Origin of the sequence: Longimicrobium sp., assembly GCF_035474595.1 — a bacterium.
GTDB lineage: Bacteria > Gemmatimonadota > Gemmatimonadetes > Longimicrobiales > Longimicrobiaceae > Longimicrobium.
In genome coordinates this window covers 60,676-85,417 of sequence record NZ_DATIND010000152.1, presented here as the reverse complement: position 1 = coordinate 85,417, position 24,742 = coordinate 60,676, and the positions used below count along the sequence as shown (strand labels likewise).

The following is a 24,742-nucleotide window of genomic DNA, read 5'->3' as shown; positions in this document are numbered from 1 at the left end:
AGCCTTGTCGATGTTGTCGAACGAGATGAAGTCGGCCAGCCCCTTGGCGGCCTGGATCCGCGTGATCGCCGCGGTCAGCGTGGTCTTGCCGTGGTCCACGTGGCCGATGGTGCCCACGTTCACGTGCGGCTTGTTGCGCTCAAACTTGGCCTTGGCCATTGGTTTGAATCCTTCCGGTGGTGGTGAATGATGGCTGGTTCGACTCGTCCCGGGGGCTATTAAGACACCCCCGGTCGTTCGAGCCTCCTCAGCCGCGAACCTTGGCCACGATCTCGTCGGCCTTGGACTTCGGCACTTCCTCGTAGTGCGCGAACTGCATGGAGTACACGGCGCGCCCCTGGCTCATGGAGCGGAGCGAGGTCGAGTACCCGAACATCTCCGACAGCGGCACCAGGGCGTTGATCACCTGCGCGTCGTTGCGCTGGTCCATCCCCTGGATCTTGCCGCGGCGGCTGGAAAGGTCGCCGATGACGTCGCCCATGTAGTCGGCGGGGGTGATGACCTCCACGCTCATCATGGGCTCGAGCAGCACGGGGCCCGCGCGGCGCGCGGCCTCCTTGAAGGCCATGCTCCCGGCGATCTTGAACGCGATCTCGCTCGAGTCCACGTCGTGGTAGCTGCCGAACACCAGCTGCACCTTCACGTCGACCATGGGGTAGCCGGCCAGCACGCCGGTGTCCATGGCCTCGCGCATCCCCTGCTCGGCGGGCTTGATGAACTCGCGCGGGATCACGCCGCCCACCACCTTGTCCTCGAACACGAAGCCCTGGCCGGGCTCGGCGGGCGCCATGTTGATGACCACGTGGCCGTACTGGCCGCTGCCGCCGGTCTGGCGGACGAACTTGCCCTCCACCTTCTCGACCGACTTGCGGATGGTCTCGCGGTAGGCCACCTGCGGGCGGCCCACGTTGGCGTCGACCTTGAACTCGCGCAGCATGCGGTCCACCAGGATCTCCAGGTGCAGCTCGCCCATCCCGGAGATGATGGTCTGCCCGGTCTCCTGGTCGGTGTGCACCCGGAAGGTGGGGTCCTCGTCGGCCAGGCGGCGCAGCGCCTCGCCCATCTTGTCCTGGTCGGCCTTGGTCTTGGGCTCGATGGCCACGTCGATCACCGGCTCCGGGAACGTCATGCTCTCGAGCACCACGGGGTGGGCCTGGTCGCAGAGCGTGTTGCCGGTGGTGGTGTCCTTCAGGCCGATGGCCGCAGCGATGTCGCCGGCGCGCACCTCGGGGATCTCCTCGCGCTTGTTGGCGTGCATCTGCAGGATGCGGCCGAAGCGCTCGCGCTTGCCCTTGGTGCTGTTCAGCACGTGCGCGCCGCTGGCGATGACGCCCGAGTACACGCGGAAGAAGGTCAGCTTACCCACGAACGGGTCGGTGGCGATCTTGAACGCCAGCGCGCTGAAGGGCTCGTCGTCGGTGGCGTGGCGCTCGACCGGCGCGTCGTCGTGCTCCGGGTCGGTTCCCTTGATGGCGGGGATGTCGACCGGGGCCGGCAGGTAGTCGATGACCGAGTCCAGCAGCTGCTGCACGCCCTTGTTCTTGAAGGCGCTGCCGGTGAGCACCGGCGTCATGGCGCCCGCGATGGTGGCGTTGCGGATGGCGTGGCGCAGCTCGGCCTCGCTGATCTCCTCGCCCTCCAGGTAGCGCTCCATGAGGTGCTCGTCGTGCTCCACCGCGCCCTCGACCAGCGCGAAGCGGGCGGCCTTCAGCGCGTCCTGCAGCTCGGCGCGCACCGGCTGCTCGGTCCAGTTCTTCCCCAGCGTGGTGTCGTCGTAGACCAGCTCCACCTGGCGGATCACGTCCACGATCCCCACGAAGTGCTCGCCGTCGCCGATGGGCAGGTGGATGGGGAGCGGGTTGGCGCCCAGGCGGTCGCGGATCATGTCCACGCAGCGCTCGAAGTTGGCGCCGGTGCGGTCCATCTTGTTCACGAAGCAGATGCGCGGCACGCCGTACTTGTCGGCCTGGCGCCACACCGTCTCGGACTGGGGCTCCACGCCGGCCACCGCGTCGAACACGCACACCGCGCCGTCGAGCACGCGCAGGCTGCGCTCCACCTCGACAGTGAAGTCCACGTGCCCCGGGGTGTCGATGATGTTGATGCGGTACGTGTCGCCCAGGCGCTCCCACTGGCAGGTGGTGGCCGCCGAGGTGATGGTGATGCCGCGCTCCTGCTCCTGCTCCATCCAGTCCATGGTCGCCGCACCCTCGTGCACCTCGCCGATCTTGTGCGTGCGGCCCGTGTAGTACAGGATGCGCTCGGTCGTCGTGGTCTTGCCGGCATCGATGTGCGCCATGATGCCGATGTTGCGGTACTTCTCGAGCGGTGTCGTGCGAGCCATGGTTTGCTCTATCCAGTTACGCGGAAAGCGCGGGGCGCGGGAGCGGGGTACCGCTCGCCGCGCCGCCGCGGCTCCAGACTAGTTCAGTGCTTCTACCGGCCGGCGATGAATCGTCGGGTCGCGACGTCTTACCAGCGGTAGTGGGCGAACGCCTTGTTGGCCTCGGCCATGCGGTGCGTGTCGTCCTTCTTCTTGATCGTGGCGCCCTCGTTGCGCGAGGCGGCCATCAGCTCGGCCGCCAGGCGGTCGGCCATGGTCTTCTCGCCGCGGGCGCGGGCATAGCCCACCAGCCAGCGCATTCCCAGGGCGGTGCGGCGCTCGGGCCGCACCTCGACGGGCACCTGGTAGGTGGCGCCGCCCACGCGGCGGCTCTTCACCTCGAGCACGGGCTTGGCGTTGTTCAGCGCCTGCTTGAACACGGCCTCGCCGGGCTGCCCGGTCTTCTCCTCGATCACCTTCATGGCGGTGTAGAAGATCCCCTCGGCGAGGCTCTTCTTCCCGTCCAGCATGAGGGTGTTCACGAACTTGGTCACCATCTCCGAGCCGTAGACCGGGTCGGGGGTGATGGGGCGCTTGACGGCGCGTGTGCGACGGCTCATGGCTTACTTCTTCCCCTTTCCGCCCTTGCCGGCCGGGGCGCCCTTGCCGGCACCGCCCGCCTTGGGACGCTTGGCGCCGTACTTGGAACGGCTCTGGCGGCGGTCGTTGACGCCGCTGGCGTCGAGCGTGCCGCGGATGATGTGGTAGCGCACGCCGGGCAGGTCCTTCACGCGGCCCCCGCGGATGAGCACGATGCTGTGCTCCTGCAGGTTGTGCCCCTCGCCCGGGATGTAGGCCGTGACCTCGAAGCCGTTGGTCAGCCGCACGCGGGCCACCTTGCGGAGCGCCGAGTTGGGCTTCTTGGGGGTCGTGGTGTAAACGCGCGTGCAGACGCCGCGCTTCTGCGGGTTGTTCCGCATCGCGGGCGACTTGCTCTTCTTCTCGAGCGTCTCGCGACCCTTGCGGACCAGCTGGTTGATCGTCGGCATACCGGGCAGCAAACTTGGGAGACGGAAAAACACAGCGAAGGCCGGAAGGCCTCCGCCGCCGCGAACCAAAAAGTTGCGCGACAGACTGAGAAACGTAAGGCAGACCGCCGTTCGTGTCAACCCTCAGGCCCGGCAATCTCCCTGACGCCGCCTCGCTCGTAAACACCCGTCGCAGGCACCCGAGCCGAATCGCCACCCGTCGGTGTGATTCGGAAGATTCCGGAGATTCCCCCACTCTCCACCTCCGCGCCTGATCCCCATACACACCCGCGGGTGCGTGCTTGCGCCCTCGCGCGCGGGCGCGTACGTCTTGAGGTCCCAACATCGGACGGGATGAACCGCGGGAAAACGGGAGAGGGACGATGGAGATGCGGAAGCTGGGAGCGCAGGGGCTGGAGGTGAGCGCGGAGGGGCTGGGGTGCATGGGGATGAGCGAGTTCTACGGCCCGGGCGACGAGGCCGAGAGCACGGCCACCATCCACCGCGCGCTGGACCTGGGGGTGAACTTCCTCGACACCGCGGACATGTACGGGCCGCACACCAACGAGGAGCTGGTCGGGCGGGCGATCCGGGGGCGTCGCGGCGAGGTGGTGCTGGCCACCAAGTTCGGCGTCGTGCGCGACCCGGCGAATCGGGGAATCCGCGGGATCAGCGGGCGGCCGGAGTACGTGCGGCAGGCGTGCGACGGCTCGCTGCAGCGGCTGGGGACGGACCACATCGACCTCTACTACCAGCACCGCGTGGACGCCGAGGTGCCGATCGAGGAGACCGTGGGGGCGATGTCGCGCCTCGTGGAGGAAGGAAAGGTGCGCTTCCTGGGCCTGAGCGAGGCCGGCGCGGGAACGATCCGCCGCGCGCACGCGGTGCACCCGATCACGGCGCTGCAGAGCGAGTACTCGCTGTGGAGCCGCGACATCGAGGACGACATCATCCCTACCCTGCGCGAGCTGGGGATCGGGCTGGTGGCGTACAGCCCGCTGGGGCGCGGGTTCCTGACCGGGCGCTTCACCTCTCCCGACGACTTCGCGCCGGACGACTTCCGCCGCGGCTCGCCGCGCTTCCAGGGCGAGAACTTCCAGAAGAACCTGGACCTGGTGAAGCACATCGAGGAGATGGCCGTGGCGAAGGGGTGCACCGCGTCGCAGCTGGCGCTGGCCTGGGTGATGGCGCGGGGGGAGGATGTGGTCCCCATCCCCGGTACCAAGCGCAGGAAGTACCTGGAGGAGAACGTGGGGGCGCTGAAGGTGTGCCTCACCGCGGACGACCTGGCGCGCATCGAGGAGATCGCCCCGATGGGTGTGGCCGCGGGGACGCGCTACCCCGAGGCGGCCATGGCGGCGATCGGGAGATGATGGACGCCGCGCCCGCTTGACAGGGGTACGGCGATCGAATAGCTTGCAATCGAAAGAACGACCGGTTCCGTGTTTCCCCGCCAGGAAGCGGACGGGAGACGGACCGGCGAAAGACGAGAAAAGGCCTTGCCCGGCAGAATGCCCGGGCAGGGCCTTTCTGCGTCTCCAGGCGGCGGACGCGCTTCCGGAGATGCGGGCGGCGAAGGGATGAGATCCGGGCGAACGCGAGCGCCCCGGGCTGGCACAACGACCGGCCGGGGCCTTCGCCGCGTCCGGGGCGGGGAGGGCCCACCCAGCCAGGCACGCCGCAACCCCGCGGCGCGCGGCCCCCGTCTACGGAGCTCATCATGTCCAACTGCAACACCCAGACGCCTCCCGACCCCAACCGCCGGGAAAACGCCCGCAACAAGCGCATCCAGGCGGCCGACATCGCCTACAACCGGGCGCATCCCTGCCACCAGAACAACTGCGAGGAGATCGACTACCCGTACGTGGGCAACTTCTCCAAGGGGCTGCAGCACGATTCGGTGGGCGACGTGCTTCCCGCCTCGTACCAGTCGATGCTGTACGCGCTGCAGACCCGCAACCCCGCGGACTTCGAGAACATCCAGCTGGGGCCCGGCGGGAAGAAGCTGACCAACCCGCAGGCCGGGCTGGCGTTCGACCTGCAGGGCGCCGACCCGCAGTCGGTGACCATGCCGCCCGCGCCGCGCATCGACAGCGCCGAGGTGTCGAGCGAGATGGGCGAGCTGTACTGGATGGCGCTCTCGCGCGACGTGCACTTCAACGACTACAGCTGGAACGCGACGGTGCAGCAGGCCATCCAGTCGCTGAACACCGAGTTCAGCTACTACCAGCCGCGCACCGTGTACGGCTCCATCTCCGGGCAGACGGTGTTCCGTGGCGTGTATCCCGGCGAGGCGGTGGGGCCCTACCTCTCGCAGTTCCTGCTCAAGGGGAACAGCGACCCCGGCAGCCAGCCCGGGCAGGGGCGCTACGACTCCGACGGCTACATCCGCTACGGCGCGCTGAAGATCGACCAGCGCCGGCAGACGGTGCAGCCCGGTATCGACTACCTGACCGACTTCTACTGGTGGCTGCAGGTGCAGGACGGGATGGACAAGCGGGGGATGGACGTGTTCGATCCCACGCGCCGCTTCATCCGCAACCTGCGCGACCTGGGCAACTTCGTGCACTTCGACAACGTGGCCGACGCGTTCTACAACGCCGCCTGGTACCTGCTGCAGGAGCCCACGGGCGACCAGCAGACCAGCTCGGCGCGGCCCGACATCGACCGCGAGTTCCCCTTCGACCAGATGAACCCGTACAACGGCTACGTGAAGCAGGCGCCGCTGGTGACCTACGGCGACATCCACGGGCTGCGGCTGGTGTGGGAGACGGTGACGCGGGCGCTGCAGGCGGTGTGGTTCCAGAAGTGGTTCGTGCACCGGCGCCTGCGCCCCGAGGAGCTGGGCGGGCGCATCGACAACCACCTCACCGGGCGACGCAGCTATCCGCAGATCAACGGCGAGATCCTGGGCTCGCTCACCGGCGGGCTGCTGCACGGCTACTTCCCCGGCCGCTGGGGGAGCTACCTGCTGCCGCAGGCGTTCCCCGAAGGGGCACCCACGCACCCGGCGTACGGTGCGGGGCATGCCACCGCCGCCGGCGCGCTGGCCACGATCCTCAAGGCGTTCTTCAACGAGGACACGCCCATCGAGAACCCGATGGTGGCCAGCCCCGACGGGCTGTCGCTGATGCCCTACACCGGTGCCGACGCGGGGTCCATGACGGTGGGCGGCGAGCTGAACAAGCTGGCCGGGAACATCGCCATCGGCCGCAACTCGGCGGGCGTGCACTGGAACAGCGACTACCGCCTGTCGCTGCTGCTGGGCGAGGAGATCGCCATCCGCATCCTGCAGGAGCAGAGCATCCTCTACAACGAGGGCGGCGGCTTCATGCTCACCCGCTTCGACGGCACCTGCATCAAGATCTGGGACGGGCACGTGGACTACTGCTGGGGCGGGTCGATCGAGCCCAGCACCACCGCGCAGACCGGCGAAGAGTGCCCCACCACCAGCCCGGTCGGCGAGGAGAGCACGTACGACTACGCCGGCGAGGAAAGCACCTACGACTACGCCGGCGAGGAGACCACGTACGACCTGATCGGCGAGGAGAGCACCGCCGACTACTACGGGGAGGAGAACACCTACCCGTACGAGTACCCGACGGCCTCGGCCGACAGCAGCCCGGACCAGCAGGCGCAGATGCGTCCGCCCCCGGAGTACTGACGGAACCCGACGGTGAAGCTCGGGAGAGCCCCGCCGCCCCGGCGGCGGGGCTCTCCCGCGACCCTCCTCCACGCGCGGGGCGGCCCTTCGCTCCGCGCTCAACCGCGAGAGACCCGGATGGAAATGATGGAACAGGGCCCCCCGCCGCCGCCGCGGCCCGCGGGCCAGCTGCTGATCGCCGGCGGCGAGGTCGACTACAGCCTGCACTCGCTTTGCCGCCAGGCCCTGACGCGCGGCTTCGAGCACCTCGTCCTCTTTTCCGGCGCGCGCGCGCAGCCCACGCTGGAGTGGGACCTGGACAGCGACCGGCTGACGCTGGACGGCCGCGAGATCCGCCCCAGCGCCTGCTTCGTGCGACACGACGTGTTCAGCTACCAGGCCGACCCCACGCCCGAAACGTCGCGGCGGGCGGCGGCGTGGTACACCACCCTCGCCGGGTGGCTGCACGTGCACCCCGAGGTGCGGGTGCTGAACGGGCGGTTCATCGGCAACAACAACAAGGCCTTCCAGCTGCACCTGGCCCGCCGCGCCGGGCTGGAGGTGCCCGCCACCGTCATCACCAACGACCTGGAGGCGGTGGAGCGGCGGGCAGCCGAACAGGCGCTCATCGCCAAGCCGGTGCAGGGCGGCTCGCACTGCCGCGAGGCGGGGGCGATGGTGGAGTTCGCGCGGGAGACGGGCGGCGCGGGGCCGTTCCTGCTCCAGAACCGCCTGGTGGCGCCGGAGATCCGCCTGTACTGCATCGGCGGGCGGTTCATTCCGTTCGAGATGCGGTCCAAGGAGCTGGACTACCGCACCGCCACCGACACGCAGGTGATCCCCATGCCGCTGGACGCCGTTCCGCGCGAGCTGTGCGAGGGGCTGGCACGGGTGATGGAGATGCTGTCGATGGACTTCGGCGCGGCGGACTTCAAGACGGACCCGGAGACGGGGCGGCTGGTGTTCCTGGAGGTGAACTCGTCGCCGATGTTCTTCGGCTTCGACCTGGCCTCGCGCGGCGCGGTGAGCAACGCCATCCTCGACGCGCTGATGGGGCAGCCCCCGGCGAAGACCGGATGCGCCAGCTGCGAGGAGAAGGCCCGCGCCGCCCGTGCCGCTCTGGAGGCGCGGCCATCACCCGTCGGCAGCTGAGCGGCGTCCCCGGCACACCGGCGGCCCTCTTCCGGATCACCACGGGAGAGGGCCGCTCCAGCGTCACGGGGACGATCACCCGTCACGCGGCGAATACGGTTCACCCCCGCGTGCGAATGCTTCGCACTGGCGCGGCGGCGGTTCGTCACGCATCCATGGTCGGGCGCCGCGCGCCAGGGCCATGCTGGGCGGATCGCTCGACGCCTGAACTCCCCCGGCCGCTGTTCACGGCGGCCGCCGGCGGACGCACGGAGCGGGGAGCCGCCGTCCGCCTTCCCCCCACCCTCCCCGCGACGGGAGATCGTCATGCGCAAGCTGAGCCTGAACCCGGACGAGCTGGTCGTGCAATCCTTCCCCACCGAGGCCGCGGCCGGCCGGATGGGAACCGTGCGCGGGATGGACAGCGCCAGCGTGGACCAGGACACCTGCAACACCTGCGACCGCTGCAGCGACATGGACACCTGCGTCAGCTGCAACGCGAGCTGCCCCATCACCTGCGCCAGCTGCCCGCTGAGCTGCAACCCGGCCAACTGCCCCAGCGCCGACGGCCGCTGCTGAACGGCGTCTTGCTCCAGCAACGCGGTCCTCGCCGTATTCGGTGAGGACCGCGTCCTTTTCGCCCAACAGTTGCTCGCCGAGCCCGAGGCAGTAAATTAGATCTGAACTTCAGATCGAAATACATGGAGATGACGCTCGCGCAGTTCGCCCTGGCGGTGAACGCGGACACGAAGTGGGTCCAGAACGCCTCCGCGGGACTGGGGGTGTACCTGGCGTATTCGGAAGGAGATGCGCGCCGGCTCGGACTGGCGAAGGTGATCCATGAAACCGCGGGCACTCCGCTCCGTGCTGCCTGGGAGATGGCCGGCCCGGCGCTGGCGGCGGATCCCTCGGCTCCCATCGTCTCCGCCGAGTCGGGCGACGGGAGCGTTCGCGTAGCGGTGGACGTGGACCGATACCTCTGCACCTTCACCGCCTGGCTGAGCCGGGCTTACCTGCACGAGCCGCGGCGCCGCGGCCGGCCCGCCGTGCGCGAGCGCGCTCCCGCACTGTCCGCGGAGTCGTTCGGCCTCGACGTGTCCCTGATCGCCGCCAACATGCGACGCCCGCTCGCGGAACGGCTTCGTGAAGCGGACGACGCGGCAGAGCTGATGAACCGTTTCAGATTGAGGAGATCGGGATGAGTCTCACGGAAATGGTCGCGGATCTCGACAGGGCAGGCGTCCGGTTCGTGCTCATCGGCGGCCTGGCCGGGATCGTCCACGGCTCGCCGCGCATGACCAACGACGTGGACATCTGCTACGATCGCGCGCCGGAGAACCTGGCCCGGCTCGCCGGCCTGCTCGCCTCGTGGAACGCGTTTCCGCGCGACTTCCCGCGCGACGACCTTCCGTGGTGCATGGACGCGCAGACGCTCCGGATGGCGACGATCCTGACGTTGAAGACGAACCGGGGCTTCATCGACATCTTCGCCGAGGTGCCCGGCGTGGGCGACTACGCCGCGTGCGACGCGATGGCGGAAACGGCGGATTTCGGAGGACGGGAGATCCGGGTGCTCGGCCTGCGCGGGTTGATCGCCGCCAAGCGCGTCGCCGACCGAACGCTGGACCGGGCGGACATTCTCACCTACCAGAAGATCCTGGAGCTTCGCGGAGAGCAGCCATAGAAGCGGAGCCGCCGGCCCTCGAACGAGGACCGGCGGCTCTGCTTCCACGTCGCGAGATCCGGCCTACCGCACCAGCCCGCCGTCCATGACGTCGATCATGGCGGTGGAGGGGGCGCGCTCGCGCTGGAGGCGGGCGGCCACGGACTCGGCCTGGCGCATGACGCGCAGGAGGTTGCCGCCCAGGATCTTGCGCACGTCGGCGTCGCTGTAGCCGCGGCGCAGGAGCTCGGCGGTGAGATACGGGAAGCGCGACACGTCCTCCAGCCCCACGGGGAGCGAGGTCACGCCGTCAAAGTCCGAGCCGTATCCCACGTGGTCGATCCCCGCCACCTTCACGATGTGGTCGATGTGGTCGGCCACGGTGCGGACGGTGCCGCGCGGCATGGGGTTCTGGCGCCGCCAGTCGGCCACGTAGCGGTCGCGCGCCGCGGCGTCGTTGGGGAACTGCGCGGCGGCGCGCGCCTGCACGCGGTAGCTCTCGCGGGTGAGCTCCACCGCGGCGGGGTCCACGAACCCGGAGTAGAAGTTCACCATCACGATCCCCCCGTTCTGCTTCAGGCGGACCAGGATGGAGTCCGGCACGTTGCGCGGCACGTCGGCGATGGCCCGCGCGGACGAGTGCGAGAAGATCACCGGCGCCTCGGAAACGCGGATGGCGTCGCTCATCGTCCCCGGCGACACGTGCGAGAGATCGACCAGCATCCCCATGCGGTTCATCTCCCGCACCACCTCCTCGCCGAACTTCGTGAGCCCGCCGTGCTTCGCGGAGTCGGTCGCCGCGTCGGCCCAGTCGATGGTGCTGGTGTGGGTGAGCGTCATGTAGCGCACGCCCAGCCCGTAGTACTGCCGCAGCGCGCCCAGCGAGTTCTCGATCGCGTGCCCGCCCTCGATCCCGATCAGCGCGGCGATCCTGTGCTGGCCGTGGATGCGCTCGATGTCGCCCGCGGTCAGCGCCAGCTCCATCGCCGGCGAGCGCTCGACCATGCGGTGGATGAGGTCGATCTGCTCCAGCACCACCCGCGCCGGCCCGGGCACGCGCCCCATCGTCTCCACCGGCACGTACGCCGCCCAGAACACGCCGCCCACGCCCCCGGCGCGGAGCCGCGCCACGTCGGTGTTGTTGTCGGGGAGGGAGGAATCGGGGTTCATCCGCCCGAAGTCGCTGAACCCCTTCGTGCGGATCTCCCACGGCAGGTCGTTGTGCCCGTCCACCATGGGCACCTGCTCGTGCAGGCGCCGGGCGCGGGCCAGCAGCGCGGCGGAGTCGGCCTGCGCGTCCAGCGCGGCCGCGGAGGCAAGGGTCAGCACGACGGCCATCAGGATGGAGATTCGCATCGGCAAAGGGTCAGGGGCGCGAGGGAGACGGATGCCGTGGAGGCGGATGCCGGAGGAGGCGAACGGTGTGCAAGGGACCGCGAAAATGCGACTGAAGTCGCGGCTACACCGGCACGCAGTCCGCCTTCGCGGACTTCATCGGTGCGAGGGACGGATTCGGGCGCAGTTTCGCAAAATAAGGTGCGGGAGCGCGCCGATCAAACGCACTCCCGCACTCACGCACTCCCGCACTTCGGTTCCGTACTCCCGTACTTCGTACTCTCGTACTTTATCGGCTCAGTCCGCGAAAGATGCCGACCGTCTGCAGCGCCAGCGCGCGCGACTTGCCGATCCACTCCACGTTGGCAATCAGGCGGCGGCGGCGGACGTAGCCGTCCAGCGTCACCGGCTGCGACGAGAACTGGGGGGCGAGATCGTGGGGGACGAGAAGGAGGAAGTCCTCGCGGCGGGGGTCGTCCTGCGCGCCCCACTTGCAGCTCGCCGCCGAGACGCGGTGCGCCACCGAGTCGGCGATCGCCGCGATCGGCGCCTCGATGCTGTCGCTGTTCTCGAGCGCCGCCTGGTCGACCTCGTCACAGTAGAGCTGCGCCTTCACGATCCGCCCCTTCGCGCGGTCGCCCTCCAGCGTCAGCCGCTCGTAGTCGCCGGTCGACATGGCCATCTCCACCTGCCGCCCCGTCTGCCGCGGCGTGTGCGACGTGTCGAGCGGCGCGGGCGCCGGGGCGATGGGCCCCGAAGGCCCGGCCTGGCGGTCGCCGCCTCCGCCGCAGCCGCGGAGCCCGATCACCAGCAGGAGCACCACGCCGGCGCCGTACCCCGCGAACGCCCAGGGCGTGCGCCACGGGGGCGGGGGGGCGCGCCGTTCCACCCGCCTCCGGTCGCCGCCGCGCCTGTCCCCGCCCCGCTTGTCGCCCGGAACCTCCCCGCCAATCTCCGGCATTCCGCCCCTGTTGGTCTGGTTCCCGTTAATCAGGTCACGCGCCCGCGCGCGGCGGCACGGCCGGCAGCGTGAGCCGGAAGGTGCTGCCCACGCCCACGGTGGAGCTCACGTCGATGCGGCCGCCCAGCAGCCGCGCCAGCTGCTGCGCGATGGGCAGCCCCAGCCCGGTGCCGTCGATCCCCGTGGAGTCGCCGTTCTCGTCGCGCGCCAGCTGCACGAACTCGTCGAAGATGCGCCCCAGGTCCTCGGGGGCGATCCCCGGCCCGCCGTCGGTGACCTCGACCTCCACCCCGCCCTCGCTGGAGGGGCGCACCCGCACCCATACCGGCGAGCCCGCGCCGAACTTGAGGGCGTTGGAGATGAGGTTCAGCAGCACCTGCCGCAGGCGCCGCCCGTCGGTGGTCACCACGCCGGCGCCCTCCACCCGCAGCTGCAGCGGGCTCTGCATGGCGTCGGCGACGGGGCGCAGCGCGACGAAGAGCTCCTCCACCACCTCGCGCAGCTCCAGGCGCTCGGCCTGCACGTCCATCCGCCCGGACTCGATGCGCGAGATGTCGAGCACGTCGTTCACCAGCTCGCGCAGGTGCTGCGCGGCGCGCTGCGAGCGCTCGATGGCCAGTTCCTGCTGCTCGTTCAGCGGCCCGTAGACGGAGGCCAGAAGCAGGTCGTTGTACCCCATCACCGCGTTGATGGGGGTGCGCAGCTCGTGGCTCATGGCCGCGTAGAAGCGGTTGCGGGCGCTGAGCGCCAGCTGCAGCTCGCGGGTGCGGCGCTCGAGCTGGTGGTTGACCGTCATCAGCTGCTCCTGCCCCGCGTGCAGCTCCTCGGTCATGGCCAGCAGCTCTTCGTTCTGCGCCTCCATCTCCTCGTTCTGCGCCTGCAGCGTGCGGCTCAGGCGCGAGTTCTCGCCCAGCTCCCGCTCCAGCTCGTCCAGCGCGCGCCCCAGCCGGGCCTTTTCCTTGGCCAGCTGGCGCTGCGTGCCCACCTGCTCGCTGTTCACCGCCGCCAGCTCGTCGTGCACGGCGGTGAAGCGCGGGTCGGCCGGGCACTCCACCAGCCACATCCGCTCGTCCGCGCCCTCGCCCTCCCACACGGGGAAGAAGGCGTGGGGGTGCAGCGAGTCGCGCCCCTCCAGGATCAGCTCCCAGAGCGTGGGCTGCTCGCCGGGCCCGGGGCGGCGGCGCAGCATTTCCTCGAGCTTGGCGCGCGAGGCGGCGTCCAGCACGCCGGCCAGCGGGCGGTCGGCCAGGGTGCGCTCCAGCTCGCGCTCCAGCCAGCCGTTGCTGGCCATCACCACGCCGTCGGGCGCAAGCTCCACCACCGCGCCGGGAAATGCCCGGAGCGCCGGATGAAGCCCGGATCCGACGACCTTGTTCATGCCGCAAACCGCCGTTTGAGCCGTTCCGCCGCCTCGGCGGCATCGCCCGCCGTGAGGTCGGCCCCCAGCCGTGCCGCCAGCCCCGGGTCCTCGCTGAACGCCCGTCCGCCCACCGCGATCAGCGGCGCCCGCCCGGGCACCGCGCGGATGGCGCGGATCGCCTCTCCCACGCGCGGGACGTTGGGGGCGATGGAGGCGGAGAGCGCAACCACCTCGGGCCGCCGCTCGCGCACCATCTCCACCAGGTCCTCGAGCGGGACGGTGGCGCCCAGGAACACGGTGTCCCACCCCTCCATCTCCAGGAGGTCGCACACCATCCTGAGCCCCACCTCGTGCCGCTCGCTGTCGGCGCAGGCGGCCACCAGCAGCGGCCCCTGGGCCAGCGCGGCGGCGAACAGGCGCTCGTACAGCCGCGACATGGCCGCCTGGGTGATGGCGGTGGCCAGGTGCTCGTCGGCCACGGTGATCACGTTCCGCTGCCAGAGCCGCCCGACTTCGCGGAGCGCGGGCTGGAAGACCTCCAGGTAGAGCGAGCGGACGTCCATCCCCGCGGCCAGCGCGGCATCCACTACGTCGAAGGCGCGCCTGCGGTTTCCCGCCACCACCGCGTCCAGGTACGCCGCGGGGGCGTCCCCGCGCGCGACCGGCGCGGGCGCGGACTCCGCCCCGGCCGCCGCGCGCGCCGCCGCTGCCATCGCGGAGGGGCTCATGCGCGCCATTCCGGCACCGCGCGCGAGTCCATCAGCACCTCGAAGGCCTCGTGCCGGACGGTCGTCCGATCCATTATAGCCTTCGGCTCGCGCGAATGGGAGATTCCGTGCTCCTCGCTGCCCATGTAGGCGCGGAACGCCTCGCGGCTCTCCCACGCGGTGAGGAAGGTGTGCGTGGCGTCGCCGGCCTGGGGGCGCAGGAGCTGGAGGTACAGGAAGCCCGGAAATCCGTCCACCAGCCGCGACCGCTCGCGGAAGTGCTTTTCCAGCGAGCCGTGGTCCTCGGGCGGTACGCTCAGGTGAGAGATGAAGACGAACATCCGCGGGTTCCTTCCTTTATCCGGTCAGGCGCGGGACGGTAGCACGCGCTCCGCGCCGGTGCAAGTCGTTGCAGCAAGTTTGCGTAAGGCGTGCCACGAGAACTGAGGTGCGAAAGTACGGAAGTGCGAAAGTGGAACGGTGAGGGGGATGGAGATCGTCTCCGCTCACCCGCTCTCCTTCAGCCCGCCTTCCTTCCAGTCCCACAGCGCCAGCGCGGCGATGGTGGAGCCCGCGTCCACCTCGCCGTCGACGACCTTCCGCCGCAGCTCTCCGATCTCCAGCAGCCGCACGCGGATGTCCTCGCTCTCGTCCTCGTCCGTCTCCGCGGACTTCCCCGCGTTCCGCACCACCGCGACGTGCACCATCGTCACCTGCCACGAGGGGTTCAGGTCGATGCATCCCAGCAGCCGCGGCGGGTCGCCCTCGTAGCCGGTTTCCTCGCGCAGCTCGCGCGCGGCGGCGTCTTCCGGCTTCTCCCCGTCGTCCACCACGCCGGCGGGAAGCTCGAGCCCCAGCTTACGCGAGGCGTGGCGGAACTGTTCCACCATCACCACGCGCCCGTCCTCCGCCACCGCGATCACCACCACGCCGCCGGGCGACTCGGCGACGTGGAAGGTCTTCTCCGACCCGTCCTTCGGCGAGCGCGAGCGGTCCTCGCGGACCTTGAACATCTCGTACTCGGTCACCTGCTCCGTCGACAGCCGCTCCCACGCCGGCGGCCGCTCTCCGCCCTCGCCCATTCCGCCTCCCCACGGTCCCCATCCCCCTTCCCATGAAAAAACCGCGCAAATGCAAGTCATGGGCCAAGATACGGAGCACGCGGCCGCGATTCGGGCATGCGTCTTGCCCCATCTTCCGGCGAACGGGGCGGACCGGGTAAACCCTTGCAGGAGATGAACATGGCTGACGACGTGCAGGGCAAGCTGACCCACCTGGGCGGCAAGATCAAGGAAGGCGTCGGCGAGCTGCTGGGCGACCGCTCGGTGGAACGCGAGGGGCGCCTGGACCAGATGGAGGGCCGCGCCGAGCAGGACGCCGCGCGCGCCGAGGACGCCATGCTGGACGCCAACGCCCGCCGGGTGGAGGCCCAGCGCGCCAAGGACCTGAACCGCGACCTGGACGACCGCGGGCTCTGACGGTCCGGCGCCGGCCGGAGGTGATTGCCGCCCCGGGGCTTCGGCTCCGGGGCGGCTTTCTTGGGTGCGAAAGTGCGAGAGTGCGAAAGTGGTGGAACACCACCGCGACCTCCCCTCGCTGCGTGCCGTTCCACTTTCGCACTTTCGCACTCTCGCACTTCCTCTCACCCGGCGCGTGTTATGCATTGCGGGCCGCCGACTGCGGGAAACCCCACCTGGAGGAACGGATGCACAAGGTGCGCGTGGTGCGCTCGTACTATGACCAATCCGAGCCGTACGTGGGCCGGGTCGGCGAGGTGATCGGGCACTGGGGGCCGGACAACAACGAGGAAGGCCGCGACGGCTTCATGGTGCAGTTCGAGGACGGCTCCATCATCGGCTTCACCGAGAACGAGGTCGAGCCGGTTTCGGACGATGCGCAGGCGGCGGCGTCTCCGGATCCGGTGCCGAGCCCGAGCTAGTGCCGAGTGCCGAGTGCCGAGTGCTGAGTGCTGAGTGCTGAGTGCGGGGAGCCCCGGTCGATGGTTCGGCCGGGGCTCCTCGGCTTCAGCCGCGCGTGGTGCGCTTCACCAGGCCGGGGTTGCGGCGCAGGAGCTCGGCGAGCGCGGCGCGGTCCAGTCCCCCGCCCTCTCCGCAGATCGACAGGCCCTTGGCGGACTTGAGGAACAGCTCCTCGTGCTCGTAGGCGGGCTTCTCGTACCGGTTCTTCTTCGCCCCGCCCTCGCCCATCAGCAACGCCGCGCCCAGGTACTTCACCGGGAAGATGCGAAGCGGGCCGAGACCGATGCCTCCCAACGTTTCCTGGTACTGCAGCACGTGAAACGACTCGTGGACGAGGGTGCCGAGCCACGCCATCGAGCGCGGATCCCACTTCTCCTTCGCCACGAAGATGCGGATGTGGCGCAGCGTCAGCGGGTCCGGCAGCGTGATGGCGATGTCGGTGAAGCGCAGCAGCCACGGCGGCAGCGCCGCGTGGAACGAGACCCTGTCCCAGCGCACGGTGGGATACAGCGCGGCCAGCAGATCGCGCGCGCAGGCCGGGAGCGCGGCCTCGGTGGGGAAGACAGGATCGAGCAGCGGCATCGGATCGGCGGCAGGAGGTCACACGGAGGCGGTGGAGTCGATGGAAGGGGATGAAGCACGGGGCGGGCCGCGCGATGCGGCCCGCCCCGTTCGTCTGCCCTCCGCCGACCATCTTTACCGCTCGTCGGACGGCGCGGCGCGGCGGGGGATGCGCAGCTTCTGGCCCGGCTGCAGCACCGAGTCCGCGCGCATGTCGTTGGCGTCGCGGATGGCGGCCACCGTGGTGTCGTACGACCGCGCGATGCTCCACAGCGTCTCGCCGTTCTTCACCACGTGCTCCCGCGAGGACGAGGAAGACGGGGAGCGGCGGGGGGATGACGACTCACCCGTGCGCGCCTCGCCGCCGTCGCGCTCGCGGCTGGCCACGCGCGACGAGGCGCGCGGGATGCGCAGGCGCTGGCCCGGCTGGAGCGTGGCGCGCGCACCCAGGTCGTTCGCCTCGCGCAGCGCGTCCACCGTCACGTCGTACTTGCGGGCGATGGCGTACAGAGTCTCGCCCTCGTCGACTGTGTGCCTCGCCGCCAGCCGCTCGGTGGATTCGGTGGCCCGGCTTCCGCGGCTCGCCCCCTCGTTGCCCGACGACCGGCTGCGGCGGGTTTCGGACGATGACGAGCGCGTGCGCGACGAGCTCTCATCGTCCGAGACGCGGCGGGTCGAGGCGGTGCGGCGCGGCGTCGTATCTCCGTCGCCATCCGGGCGGCGAGCGGTGCGCGAAGTCTCACCCTCATCGTTCGAGCGGCTGGCGGTGCGGCGCGAGCTTTCGCCGTCATCGCCCGATCGAGTCGCGGTGCGGCGCGCGGGCGCATCGTCGTCGCCATCGGAGCGGCGGGCGGTGCGGCGGCGCTTGGAGGAAGGTTCGGAGCGGGAGGCGCGGGCATCTCCATCTCCCGAATCCCCATCCGCTTCCCGCGCGGCGAGGCGCTCGGCGGGGCGGGCGTCGAGCGCACGGACGGCGTCGGCGTAGAGGCGCACGCGGTCGCCGCGGCCCAGCGCGTCCACGTTGGTGGAAAGGTTCAGCGAGCGGACGTCGTCGACGGCCAGGTTGCTGGCGAGCGCCACCTTCGCCACGTCCTCGCCGCGGCGCAGGGTGTACCACGCGTAGCCGCCGCGCCGCTTGAACTCGCTGGTGGCGTACGCCTGCTGGAGCGCGGGGCCCGTCCCTTTGGGGACCCAGAGCCAGTAGAACGCGGGCGCGGTGCCGCGGACCAGGTGCGGGTTCAGCTCGGCCAGCTGCGCCAGGGAGATGCTTCCCGCCCGCGCGAGCACCGGCAGCGGCGTGGGAAGGTCGACCTGCATGCTGTCGAACTCGAAGCTCCGCACCACGCCCGCCGGACGCGCGAAGCCGAAGCGCGCCGGGTCCTTGGCGATGATGGTGACGGCGTAGAGACGGGGGACGTAGCGGCGCGTCTCCTCGGCCAGGTTCCCGCGCTCGGCCAGGTCCCAGAACCCGTTCGCCGAGTAGCTGCGCAGCCCGCGGCTGATCCGCCCGCCGCCGGCGTTGTAGGCGGCCGCGGCCAGCGCCCAGTCGTGCCCGAAGTCCTCCCACAGCTGGCGCAGGTGGCGCGCGGCGGCGCGGGTGGAGCGCACCGGGTCCATCCGCTCGTCCACCTGGTCGTCGATGCGCAGCCCCATCCCCCGCCCCGTGCCGGACATGAACTGCCACATCCCCACCGCGCCGGCGCGGCTGCGCACCGTGGGCTGGTAGCCACTCTCCACCATCGCCAGGTGGTGCAGGTCGCGCGGAATGCCCGCGGCGGCGAAGGTCTCCTGCACGAAGGCGGCGTAGCGGTCGCCCCGTTCCAGCCAGCGGCCGACCACCTCGTGGCGCTGGTTCACCAGGAAGGAGAGCTCCATCGACACCCACTGGTTGGGCTCGACGGGAAGGTCGTAGGTGGCGCTCCCCAGCAGCTCGCGGCCCACGGTGCCGTTCTGCACGCGCCCCAGCGCGAAGTTCTCGTCGGCCTTCTCCGGCGCGGCGGAGTCCGGCGCGGGGGCGGCCTCGGCGGCGGGCGCGGGCTGCGGGGCCGGCGCGGGCCGCGCGACGTGGTACGGCGCGGGGGTGCACGCGGCGGCGGCCGCAAGCATCAGCGCGAGCGGAAGCGCCCGCGCCTGGAAGTGCGTTGGGTGCATGGACCTGCGGAGCTGCTGCGATGGACGGTGCGGCCGCGCACGGAGTTACGGCAGTGCGCGGGTTCCGAGGTGTGGGGGTGCCGCGAAGATAAGCCCGCCGCGCGGAGATGCCAAGGGAACTGCAGGGAAGAGGGGACGGGGAAAGGGGACAGGGACGGCACGAAAGAACGAATGGGGTGGGATCTCACGCGGAGGCGCGGAGGCGCGGAGGCGCGGAGGCGCGGAGGCGCGGAGGCGCGGAGGCGCGGAGGCGCGGAGAACTTATCGCCCCCTCTTCTTTTCGCTGTCCCCTGTCCCCTGTCCCCTGTCCCCTATCTCCGCGCTGCAGAGCGACTCCAGGCGGTGGAGATAGGCGCTCTCACGGCGGGCGTCGGCGTCGGCGCCGAGGGAGAGGCCGCGCTGAACGCGCCAGCGGTGGAACGCCAGCTCGCTGGCGATGCGGTGCAGCTCGCGGCGCTCGCGCCAGCGCAGCAGGCCGCCCGTGCGCCACGCCCCGTACGACGCGCGCAGCCGGCTGCGCACCACGCACAGGCGCTCCAGCTCGTCCGCGCTCAGCAGCCCCGTCTCCACCAGCCCGCCCAGGTGCTCGCGGATGATGCGCCCCTCGCGCACCAGCGAGAGGTAGACGATCACCAGGAGCCCCAGGAAGGCGGGGAACATCACCAGCGCGTAGAGGATCACGAACCAGGTGTCGTCGAACCCGGCGGACCAGTTCCAGAGCGCGTGCAGCCCCACAGCCGCCGCGAACCCCACAGGCGGCGCCCAGAAGCGGCGCGCCGGCTGCCCCTTCTCGCGGGCGTAGCCCAGCCCCACGCCGAACATGGCGGTGAAGAGCGGGTGCGCGAAGGGCGCCATCATCCCCCGGATGGCGAAGGTGAGCGCCGAGTTGTGCCCGCCCTCCTGCACCGCGGCGCCGTAGTACTGCACGTTCTCGATCATCGCGAAGCCCAGCCCCACCATCGACGCGTACACCACGCCGTCCAGCACGTCGTCGTACTCGTCGTGCAGGGTGCGGAAGAGGACCACGAGCGCGATCCCCTTCGACAGCTCCTCGACCAGCGGCGCGCTGACGATGCGCCCGGCCACCTCGGCCGCGCGCTCGCCGAAGAGCCGCGCCATGGTCGATTCGGTGTAGGTGTTCAGCAAAAGCGCCACGAGGATGGCCACCGAGGCGCCCCACGCGAAGGTCTGCGCCAGGGCGACGGGGGGCTCGGGCTCGAAGCGGTCCAGCCAGAGCGCGAGGGCCAGGTAGACGGGAACGGGAACCACGGCCAGCACCACGCCCATGAAGAAGGCGCGCGGCCCCAGGTCGGCGCCGATGATCAGCAGCGCCAGCGTGCCGCAGACCACGGCCGTCCACGTGAGCACGGGGTGCGGCTTCGGCGCGAACGGGTCCACCGCCGTGGCGGGCGGGCGGGCGGCGGCCGGGCGCGGGTCGCTCATCCGCCCGTCCATGCGCCGAGGAGCTCCGCGAGCGTCTGGTTGCGATAGATGAACATGTCGCGGAGCGCGGGGGCGACCAGGAAGCGCCGCGCCATCCCGCCGCCGCGCGGAAGGGCGTACTGCACCAGGTCGTGCATCTCCACCCCGCCCTCGATCTCCCGGAACGCGTGCTGGTGCTGGAAGAAGCGGTACGGCCCGATCCGCTGCTCGTCCACGAAGCGGACGGAGGGCTCCACGTGCGTGATCTGCGTCACCCAGTCCACCGTCATCGCCGGCAGCGGGCGGACGCGGTAGGACACGAGCATCCCCGCGTACATCGCCGGCGGGAGCGGCGACGTGATGCGCAGCCGCATGGCCGGCGGGGTGATGCGCGGCAGGTTGCGGGGATCGGAGAAGAACGCCCAGACCTCTTCCATCGAGGCGGGAAACTTCTGCGTCTGCTCGAGGAGGTGGAGGAGCATCGGGGACCGGTCCGGGGTGGAGCACGCGCGGCAGGCCGAAAGCTACCCACAGGCCCCGTCTTCCGACAACCGTCCGTCATCCCCCGCCACCATCTCCCTTCCAGGGCCCGAACATCTCCTCCAGCACGCGGCGGCGGTGGTCGAAGATCCGGTTCAGCCGCGGGGTGACGACGAAGCGCCGCACCGGGCCGCCGCCGGGCGCCAGCGCGTAATGCACCAGGTCGCGCATCTCCACCCCACCGTCGATCTCGCTGAACCGATGCTCGTGGTGCCAGAAGCGGTACGGCCCGAAGCGCTGCTCGTCGACGAAGCGGCGCGGCTCGTCCACGTGCGTGATCTCCGTCACCCAGCGGAGCGGAACGCCCAGGAGCGGGCGGACGCGGTAGACGACGATCATCCCTGCGTACATCCGCTCCGGCAGCGGCGAGGTGACCTCGAACCCCATCCACGGCGGGGTGATGCGCGCCAGGTTGGGGGCGTCGGAGAAGAAGTCCCACGCCCGGGCGAGGGAGATGGGGAGCTTCTGCGTGCGGTCGAGCAGGTGCAGCTTCATCGGTCGCGTCAGCGGTTCGGGAGGGTGCGAGGCCGGCCCGGATGCATCCCCGCCGGCCGTCGCCGGACCCCGCTCCGCGCCCTCCGCGCCACCGGCGGAGCACGGGTCTCCGGGGAGCGCTTCGCGGCTGTCCACCGGAGGCCGCGCGGGCGCTCCGAAACGGCCGAAACCGATGTCGCCACGATCGATCGCAAGCTGTTGCGCCGCAATCCTTTAGCTGGTTTCGAACACCGCCGTCCGCCGGGACCGCTGTGTTACCACGAAACGTTTGCCCGCTGGCGCAAAAGGTGTTACATTCTGCTCCGCCCGACAGTCTCGGGCGAGCGCCCCCGCCGTCTTCGATGACGGGGGCGCCTCTACTTCACTGCACACCCCCCCGAGCAATGCGACCGACTACGATCCGCGTGGCGCTGACCGCCGCGCTCGGACTCGTCATCGCGGCGTGCGCGGACACCGGCACCGAGCTGGTGGCACCGGCCACTCCGCGTCTCGACGTAGTTTCGAGCACCGGCATCATGATCACCGAAGTGATGCCCGACCCCTCCAAGGTGGGCGACACCGCCGGCGAGTGGTTCGAGGTGTACAACGGCGGCACGGCCGCCGTGGACCTGCAGGGCTACAAGATCGTGTCGGCCGCGGGGCTCACGGCCAGCGAGTCGCACACCATCGCCAGCAGCGTGGTGGTGGACCCGGGCGAGTACGTGGTGTTCGGCAACAACGCGAACACCGCCACCAACGGCGGCGTTCCGGTGGCCTACTCGTACGGCTCGTCGATCACGCTGAACAACGGGAGCAGCAGCAGCGCCAACGAGTGGCTGGCGCTGCGCACGCCGGGGAACGTGACGCTGGACTCGGTGGCCTACGCCACCCGCGTGCTTCCCGCGGCGCCCGGCCCGTACTCGCCGCCCACCGGCGCGTCGCGCGGGGTGATCGACCTGACCGCCGACAACACCATCATCGGCGGCTCCAACTGGTCCACCTCGGTCAGCACCTACGGGCTGGGCGACAAGGGCACGCCGGGGCAGCCCAACCAGGGCGGCTCGCCGGTAAGCGTGAGCGTGCGCATCTCGTGGGTGACGCCGGGCACGACCTTCAAGGTCACGGCCAGCGCGGTGGACTCGGTCGGGAAGCCGGCCGCCACCAACTTCACCTGGAGCAGCGACAACACCTCGATCGCCACGGTCGACGCCAACAGCGGCGTGGCCACCGGCGTTTCGACGGGCGTGGCGCACCTGACGGCCACCGCCTCGAACGGCGTCACCGGCACCGCCCCGCTGTTCGTGGTGAACCCGGGCGACGTGGCCAGCATCTCCATCTCCATCAACGACCCGGCGCAGGTGCCGGCGGGGTACACCAAGCCCGCCTTCCCCACCACGCGCACCACCACCAGCGCCACGGTCACGCCGGCGCTGGTGTGGAGCAGCTCGGACCCGGCGGTGGCCACGGTCGACAGCCTGGGGTACATCACCGGCGTGTCGGCGGGAAGCGCGAACATCCGCGCCACCGCGCCCGACGGCGTGTACGGCGAGGTGCCGTTCACGGTGATCCCGGCCACGGCGCCCACCAGCGCCATCTACCGCAACCACCTGGAGTTCGGCGCCCCCACGGGCGTGCCGGCGGGTGAGATCGTGCTGAGCAAGGCGCAGTACGTGTCGGGCTACAACCCGGCGCGCGGCGAGCCCGACTGGGTGAGCTGGAACCTGAACGCCAGCCAGTTCAGCGGTGTTCCGCGCTGCGACTGCTTCAGCGCCGACCAGACGCTGCCGGCCGACGTGTACCACGTGGTGGACTTCGACTACCGCAACGGCGGCTACGACCGCGGCCACATGGTGCAGTCGGAGAGCCGGACCACCACCGACCAGGAGAACGCCACCACCTTCCTGCTCACGAACATCATCCCGCAGGGCGCCGAGAACAACCAGGGCCCCTGGAGCCAGTTCGAGAACTACCTGAACGACCTGGCGCGGACGAGCGGCAAGGAGATCTACGTGGTGGCGGGCGGCGAGTACGCGGCCACCCCGGGCACGCTGAAGAACGAGGGCAAGGTCGCGATCCCCGACTACACGTGGAAGGTCGCGGTGATCATGGACGGCGGCGAGGGGCTGGCCGACGTGCACTCGGCGGCCGACCTGCAGGTGATCGCGGTGAAGATGCCGAACCTGACCACGCCGGGCGTGCCGCAGTCGTCGGTCGGCATCCGCAATGTGCCCTGGCAGAACTTCCAGGTGACGGTGCACCAGCTGGAGCAGGAGACGGGGTACGACTTCCTGAGCAAGCTGCCGAAGCAGATCCAGATCCTGGTGGAGACCGGCGACCACGCCCCCGTGGCGGCCACCGACGGTCCGTACACCGGGATGGAGGGTTCGGCGGTGACGCTGGACGCCGGCGCCTCGAGCGACGCCGACGGCGACGCGCTGACCTACGCCTGGGACTTCGGCGACGGCACCACGGGCACCGGCGTGAAGCCGAGCCACACCTACGCCGACAACGGCAACTACATCGTGACGCTCACGGTGACCGACGTGCACGGCGCCGAGGCCACCGCGACCACGGCGGTGACGGTGTTCAACGTGGCCCCGGCGGTGGCGGCGTTCGCGGGCGGCTCCCTGCTGCCGCACGAGACGTACACGGCGGCGGGCTCGTTCACCGACCCGGGCGCGGACACGTGGACGGCCACGGTGAACTACGGCGACGGCGCGGGCGCGCAGCCGCTGGCGCTCTCCGGGCAGTCGTTCTCGCTGAGCCACACCTACGCCGCGGCGGGCACCTTCACGGTGACCGTGACGGTGACGGACGACGACGGCGCGGTGTCGACGAAGACCGCGACCGTGACCGTGCTGAGCGCGCAGCAGGCGATCGCGAACCTGCAGGCGCAGGTGAACGGCGCGATGGGCGGCGCGGCGGCTTCGGCCAACGCCAAGCTGCGCGCGGCCGGCGCCTCGCTCGCCCGCGGCGAAATCGACGCGGCTCGCGGCCAGCTGGGCGCGTTCATCAACGAGGTGCAGGCGGCGGTGCAGTCGGGCCGCCTCTCGCAGGCACAGGGCGACGCGCTGGTCGCCGCCGCGCAGCGCATCCTGGACAGCATCGGCGCCTGACGCGCTGAGCTGCTTCGGTACGATGGAGAGCGGAGGGGCCGCGCCCGGGTTTGGGCGCGGCCCCTCCGCTTTTTCGTCCCCTGCCTCCGCTGAATTCTCCCTGCGGTGAGCGGTGGATGAACGCCCGCGACTCGGGTGGATGAAGAGCGAAGGGGCCGCGCCCGGCTGGGTGCGGCCCCCTCGTCCGTATGGATGCCATTCGGGAGATCGGCCGGATCGACGGGCGAGAGGGGTCGAAGCATCGCACCCTTGCCGCTCCGCTTCGTGCCGGAGTCCGGCGGTTTCGCTCCGGGGAGGTTGGAGCCGCACGCAGTCAGCCGCACCGTTCGAGACGCATCGTCGTGATGC

General features: G+C 70.5%; 24 protein-coding genes. 9 read left to right on the top strand and 15 right to left on the bottom strand.

Annotation, left to right across the window (positions count from 1 at the left end):
* From VLK66_RS26245 to rpsL, 4 genes are all read right to left on the bottom strand, one after another.
* A partial coding sequence (locus VLK66_RS26245; protein ID WP_325310860.1) for a GTP-binding protein occupies positions 1–159 on the bottom strand: 159 nt, incomplete at its 3' end.
* Between the two features lie 88 nt (positions 160–247).
* Positions 248–2,344, bottom strand: a complete 2,097-nt coding sequence (gene fusA / locus VLK66_RS26240) for an elongation factor G (RefSeq protein ID WP_325312474.1) — start codon at positions 2,342–2,344, stop codon at positions 248–250.
* Positions 2,345–2,472: 128 nt separating this feature from the next.
* A complete protein-coding gene (gene rpsG / locus VLK66_RS26235) occupies positions 2,473–2,943 on the bottom strand; it encodes a 30S ribosomal protein S7 (protein ID WP_325312473.1) in 471 nt (156 codons plus the stop codon).
* Positions 2,944–2,946: 3 nt separating this feature from the next.
* The gene (gene rpsL / locus VLK66_RS26230; protein WP_325312472.1) at positions 2,947–3,372 is read right to left on the bottom strand and encodes a 30S ribosomal protein S12; all 426 of its coding nucleotides are present in this window, start codon (positions 3,370–3,372) and stop codon (positions 2,947–2,949) included.
* A gap of 362 nt (positions 3,373–3,734) precedes the next feature.
* Here rpsL and VLK66_RS26225 point away from each other — a divergent pair, with 362 nt between their 5' ends.
* The 6 genes from VLK66_RS26225 (at position 3,735) to VLK66_RS26200 (ending at position 9,809) form a co-directional block, all read left to right on the top strand.
* Positions 3,735–4,724: an aldo/keto reductase gene (locus tag VLK66_RS26225; protein WP_349260551.1), complete on the top strand. Its 990-nt coding sequence runs from the start codon at positions 3,735–3,737 to the stop codon at positions 4,722–4,724.
* A 347-nt stretch (positions 4,725–5,071) separates the two neighbouring features.
* A complete protein-coding gene (locus VLK66_RS26220; protein WP_325312470.1) occupies positions 5,072–7,015 on the top strand; it encodes a hypothetical protein in 1,944 nt (647 codons plus the stop codon).
* 117 nt (positions 7,016–7,132) lie between these two features.
* Positions 7,133–8,146, top strand: a complete 1,014-nt coding sequence (locus tag VLK66_RS26215) for a hypothetical protein (protein ID WP_325312469.1) — start codon at positions 7,133–7,135, stop codon at positions 8,144–8,146.
* A gap of 306 nt (positions 8,147–8,452) precedes the next feature.
* Positions 8,453–8,704 (top strand): hypothetical protein, encoded by a 252-nt coding sequence (locus tag VLK66_RS26210; protein WP_325312468.1) that lies wholly within the window; start codon positions 8,453–8,455, stop codon positions 8,702–8,704.
* A 128-nt stretch (positions 8,705–8,832) separates the two neighbouring features.
* Positions 8,833–9,327 (top strand): hypothetical protein, encoded by a 495-nt coding sequence (locus tag VLK66_RS26205; RefSeq protein WP_325312467.1) that lies wholly within the window; start codon positions 8,833–8,835, stop codon positions 9,325–9,327.
* Between the two features lie 11 nt (positions 9,328–9,338).
* A complete protein-coding gene (locus VLK66_RS26200) occupies positions 9,339–9,809 on the top strand; it encodes a nucleotidyl transferase AbiEii/AbiGii toxin family protein (RefSeq protein ID WP_325312466.1) in 471 nt (156 codons plus the stop codon).
* Positions 9,810–9,872: 63 nt separating this feature from the next.
* Here the strand turns inward: VLK66_RS26200 and VLK66_RS26195 are convergent, their stop codons facing one another.
* The 6 genes from VLK66_RS26195 to VLK66_RS26170 all read right to left on the bottom strand — a co-directional run bounded on the left by VLK66_RS26195 (position 9,873) and on the right by VLK66_RS26170 (position 15,233).
* Positions 9,873–11,144 carry a dipeptidase gene (locus VLK66_RS26195; protein WP_325312465.1) on the bottom strand — a complete coding sequence of 424 codons (1,272 nt, stop codon included), beginning with the start codon at positions 11,142–11,144 and terminating at the stop codon, positions 9,873–9,875.
* Between the two features lie 268 nt (positions 11,145–11,412).
* Entirely contained in the window at positions 11,413–12,012 is a 600-nt protein-coding gene (locus VLK66_RS26190; RefSeq protein ID WP_325312464.1) for a hypothetical protein, read from the bottom strand.
* A gap of 106 nt (positions 12,013–12,118) precedes the next feature.
* Positions 12,119–13,462 carry an ATP-binding protein gene (locus VLK66_RS26185; protein ID WP_325312463.1) on the bottom strand — a complete coding sequence of 448 codons (1,344 nt, stop codon included), beginning with the start codon at positions 13,460–13,462 and terminating at the stop codon, positions 12,119–12,121.
* On the bottom strand, positions 13,459–14,172 hold the full coding sequence (locus VLK66_RS26180) for a cobalamin B12-binding domain-containing protein (protein WP_325312462.1): 714 nt from the start codon (positions 14,170–14,172) through the stop codon (positions 13,459–13,461). Before VLK66_RS26180 ends, VLK66_RS26185 begins: the two co-directional genes overlap by 4 nt.
* On the bottom strand, positions 14,169–14,492 hold the full coding sequence (locus VLK66_RS26175; RefSeq protein ID WP_325312461.1) for an antibiotic biosynthesis monooxygenase: 324 nt from the start codon (positions 14,490–14,492) through the stop codon (positions 14,169–14,171). The genes VLK66_RS26180 and VLK66_RS26175 overlap by 4 nt, the downstream gene beginning before the upstream one ends.
* Positions 14,493–14,657: 165 nt before the next feature.
* Entirely contained in the window at positions 14,658–15,233 is a 576-nt protein-coding gene (locus tag VLK66_RS26170; RefSeq protein WP_325312460.1) for an NUDIX hydrolase, read from the bottom strand.
* A 159-nt stretch (positions 15,234–15,392) separates the two neighbouring features.
* Between VLK66_RS26170 and VLK66_RS26165 the strand changes: the two genes are divergently transcribed.
* Entirely contained in the window at positions 15,393–15,629 is a 237-nt protein-coding gene (locus VLK66_RS26165) for a CsbD family protein (RefSeq protein ID WP_325312459.1), read from the top strand.
* A gap of 227 nt (positions 15,630–15,856) precedes the next feature.
* Entirely contained in the window at positions 15,857–16,090 is a 234-nt protein-coding gene (locus VLK66_RS26160) for a hypothetical protein (protein ID WP_325312458.1), read from the top strand.
* 85 nt (positions 16,091–16,175) lie between these two features.
* Here the strand turns inward: VLK66_RS26160 and VLK66_RS26155 are convergent, their stop codons facing one another.
* The 5 genes from VLK66_RS26155 to VLK66_RS26135 form a co-directional block, all read right to left on the bottom strand.
* Entirely contained in the window at positions 16,176–16,712 is a 537-nt protein-coding gene (locus tag VLK66_RS26155; protein ID WP_325312457.1) for a hypothetical protein, read from the bottom strand.
* A gap of 114 nt (positions 16,713–16,826) precedes the next feature.
* Complete coding sequence (locus tag VLK66_RS26150; RefSeq protein WP_325312456.1) at positions 16,827–18,842, bottom strand: LysM peptidoglycan-binding domain-containing protein; 2,016 nt, start codon at positions 18,840–18,842, stop codon at positions 16,827–16,829.
* Positions 18,843–19,103: 261 nt separating this feature from the next.
* Complete coding sequence (locus tag VLK66_RS26145; RefSeq protein WP_325312455.1) at positions 19,104–20,285, bottom strand: PrsW family intramembrane metalloprotease; 1,182 nt, start codon at positions 20,283–20,285, stop codon at positions 19,104–19,106.
* Positions 20,282–20,746 carry an SRPBCC family protein gene (locus VLK66_RS26140; RefSeq protein WP_325312454.1) on the bottom strand — a complete coding sequence of 155 codons (465 nt, stop codon included), beginning with the start codon at positions 20,744–20,746 and terminating at the stop codon, positions 20,282–20,284. Before VLK66_RS26140 ends, VLK66_RS26145 begins: the two co-directional genes overlap by 4 nt.
* A gap of 76 nt (positions 20,747–20,822) precedes the next feature.
* Complete coding sequence (locus tag VLK66_RS26135; RefSeq protein ID WP_325312453.1) at positions 20,823–21,299, bottom strand: SRPBCC family protein; 477 nt, start codon at positions 21,297–21,299, stop codon at positions 20,823–20,825.
* Positions 21,300–21,682: 383 nt separating this feature from the next.
* On the opposite strand from VLK66_RS26135, the gene VLK66_RS26130 reads away from it, so the two are divergent.
* Entirely contained in the window at positions 21,683–24,394 is a 2,712-nt protein-coding gene (locus VLK66_RS26130) for a DNA/RNA non-specific endonuclease (RefSeq protein WP_325312452.1), read from the top strand.
* Positions 24,395–24,742 lie beyond the last annotated feature (348 nt).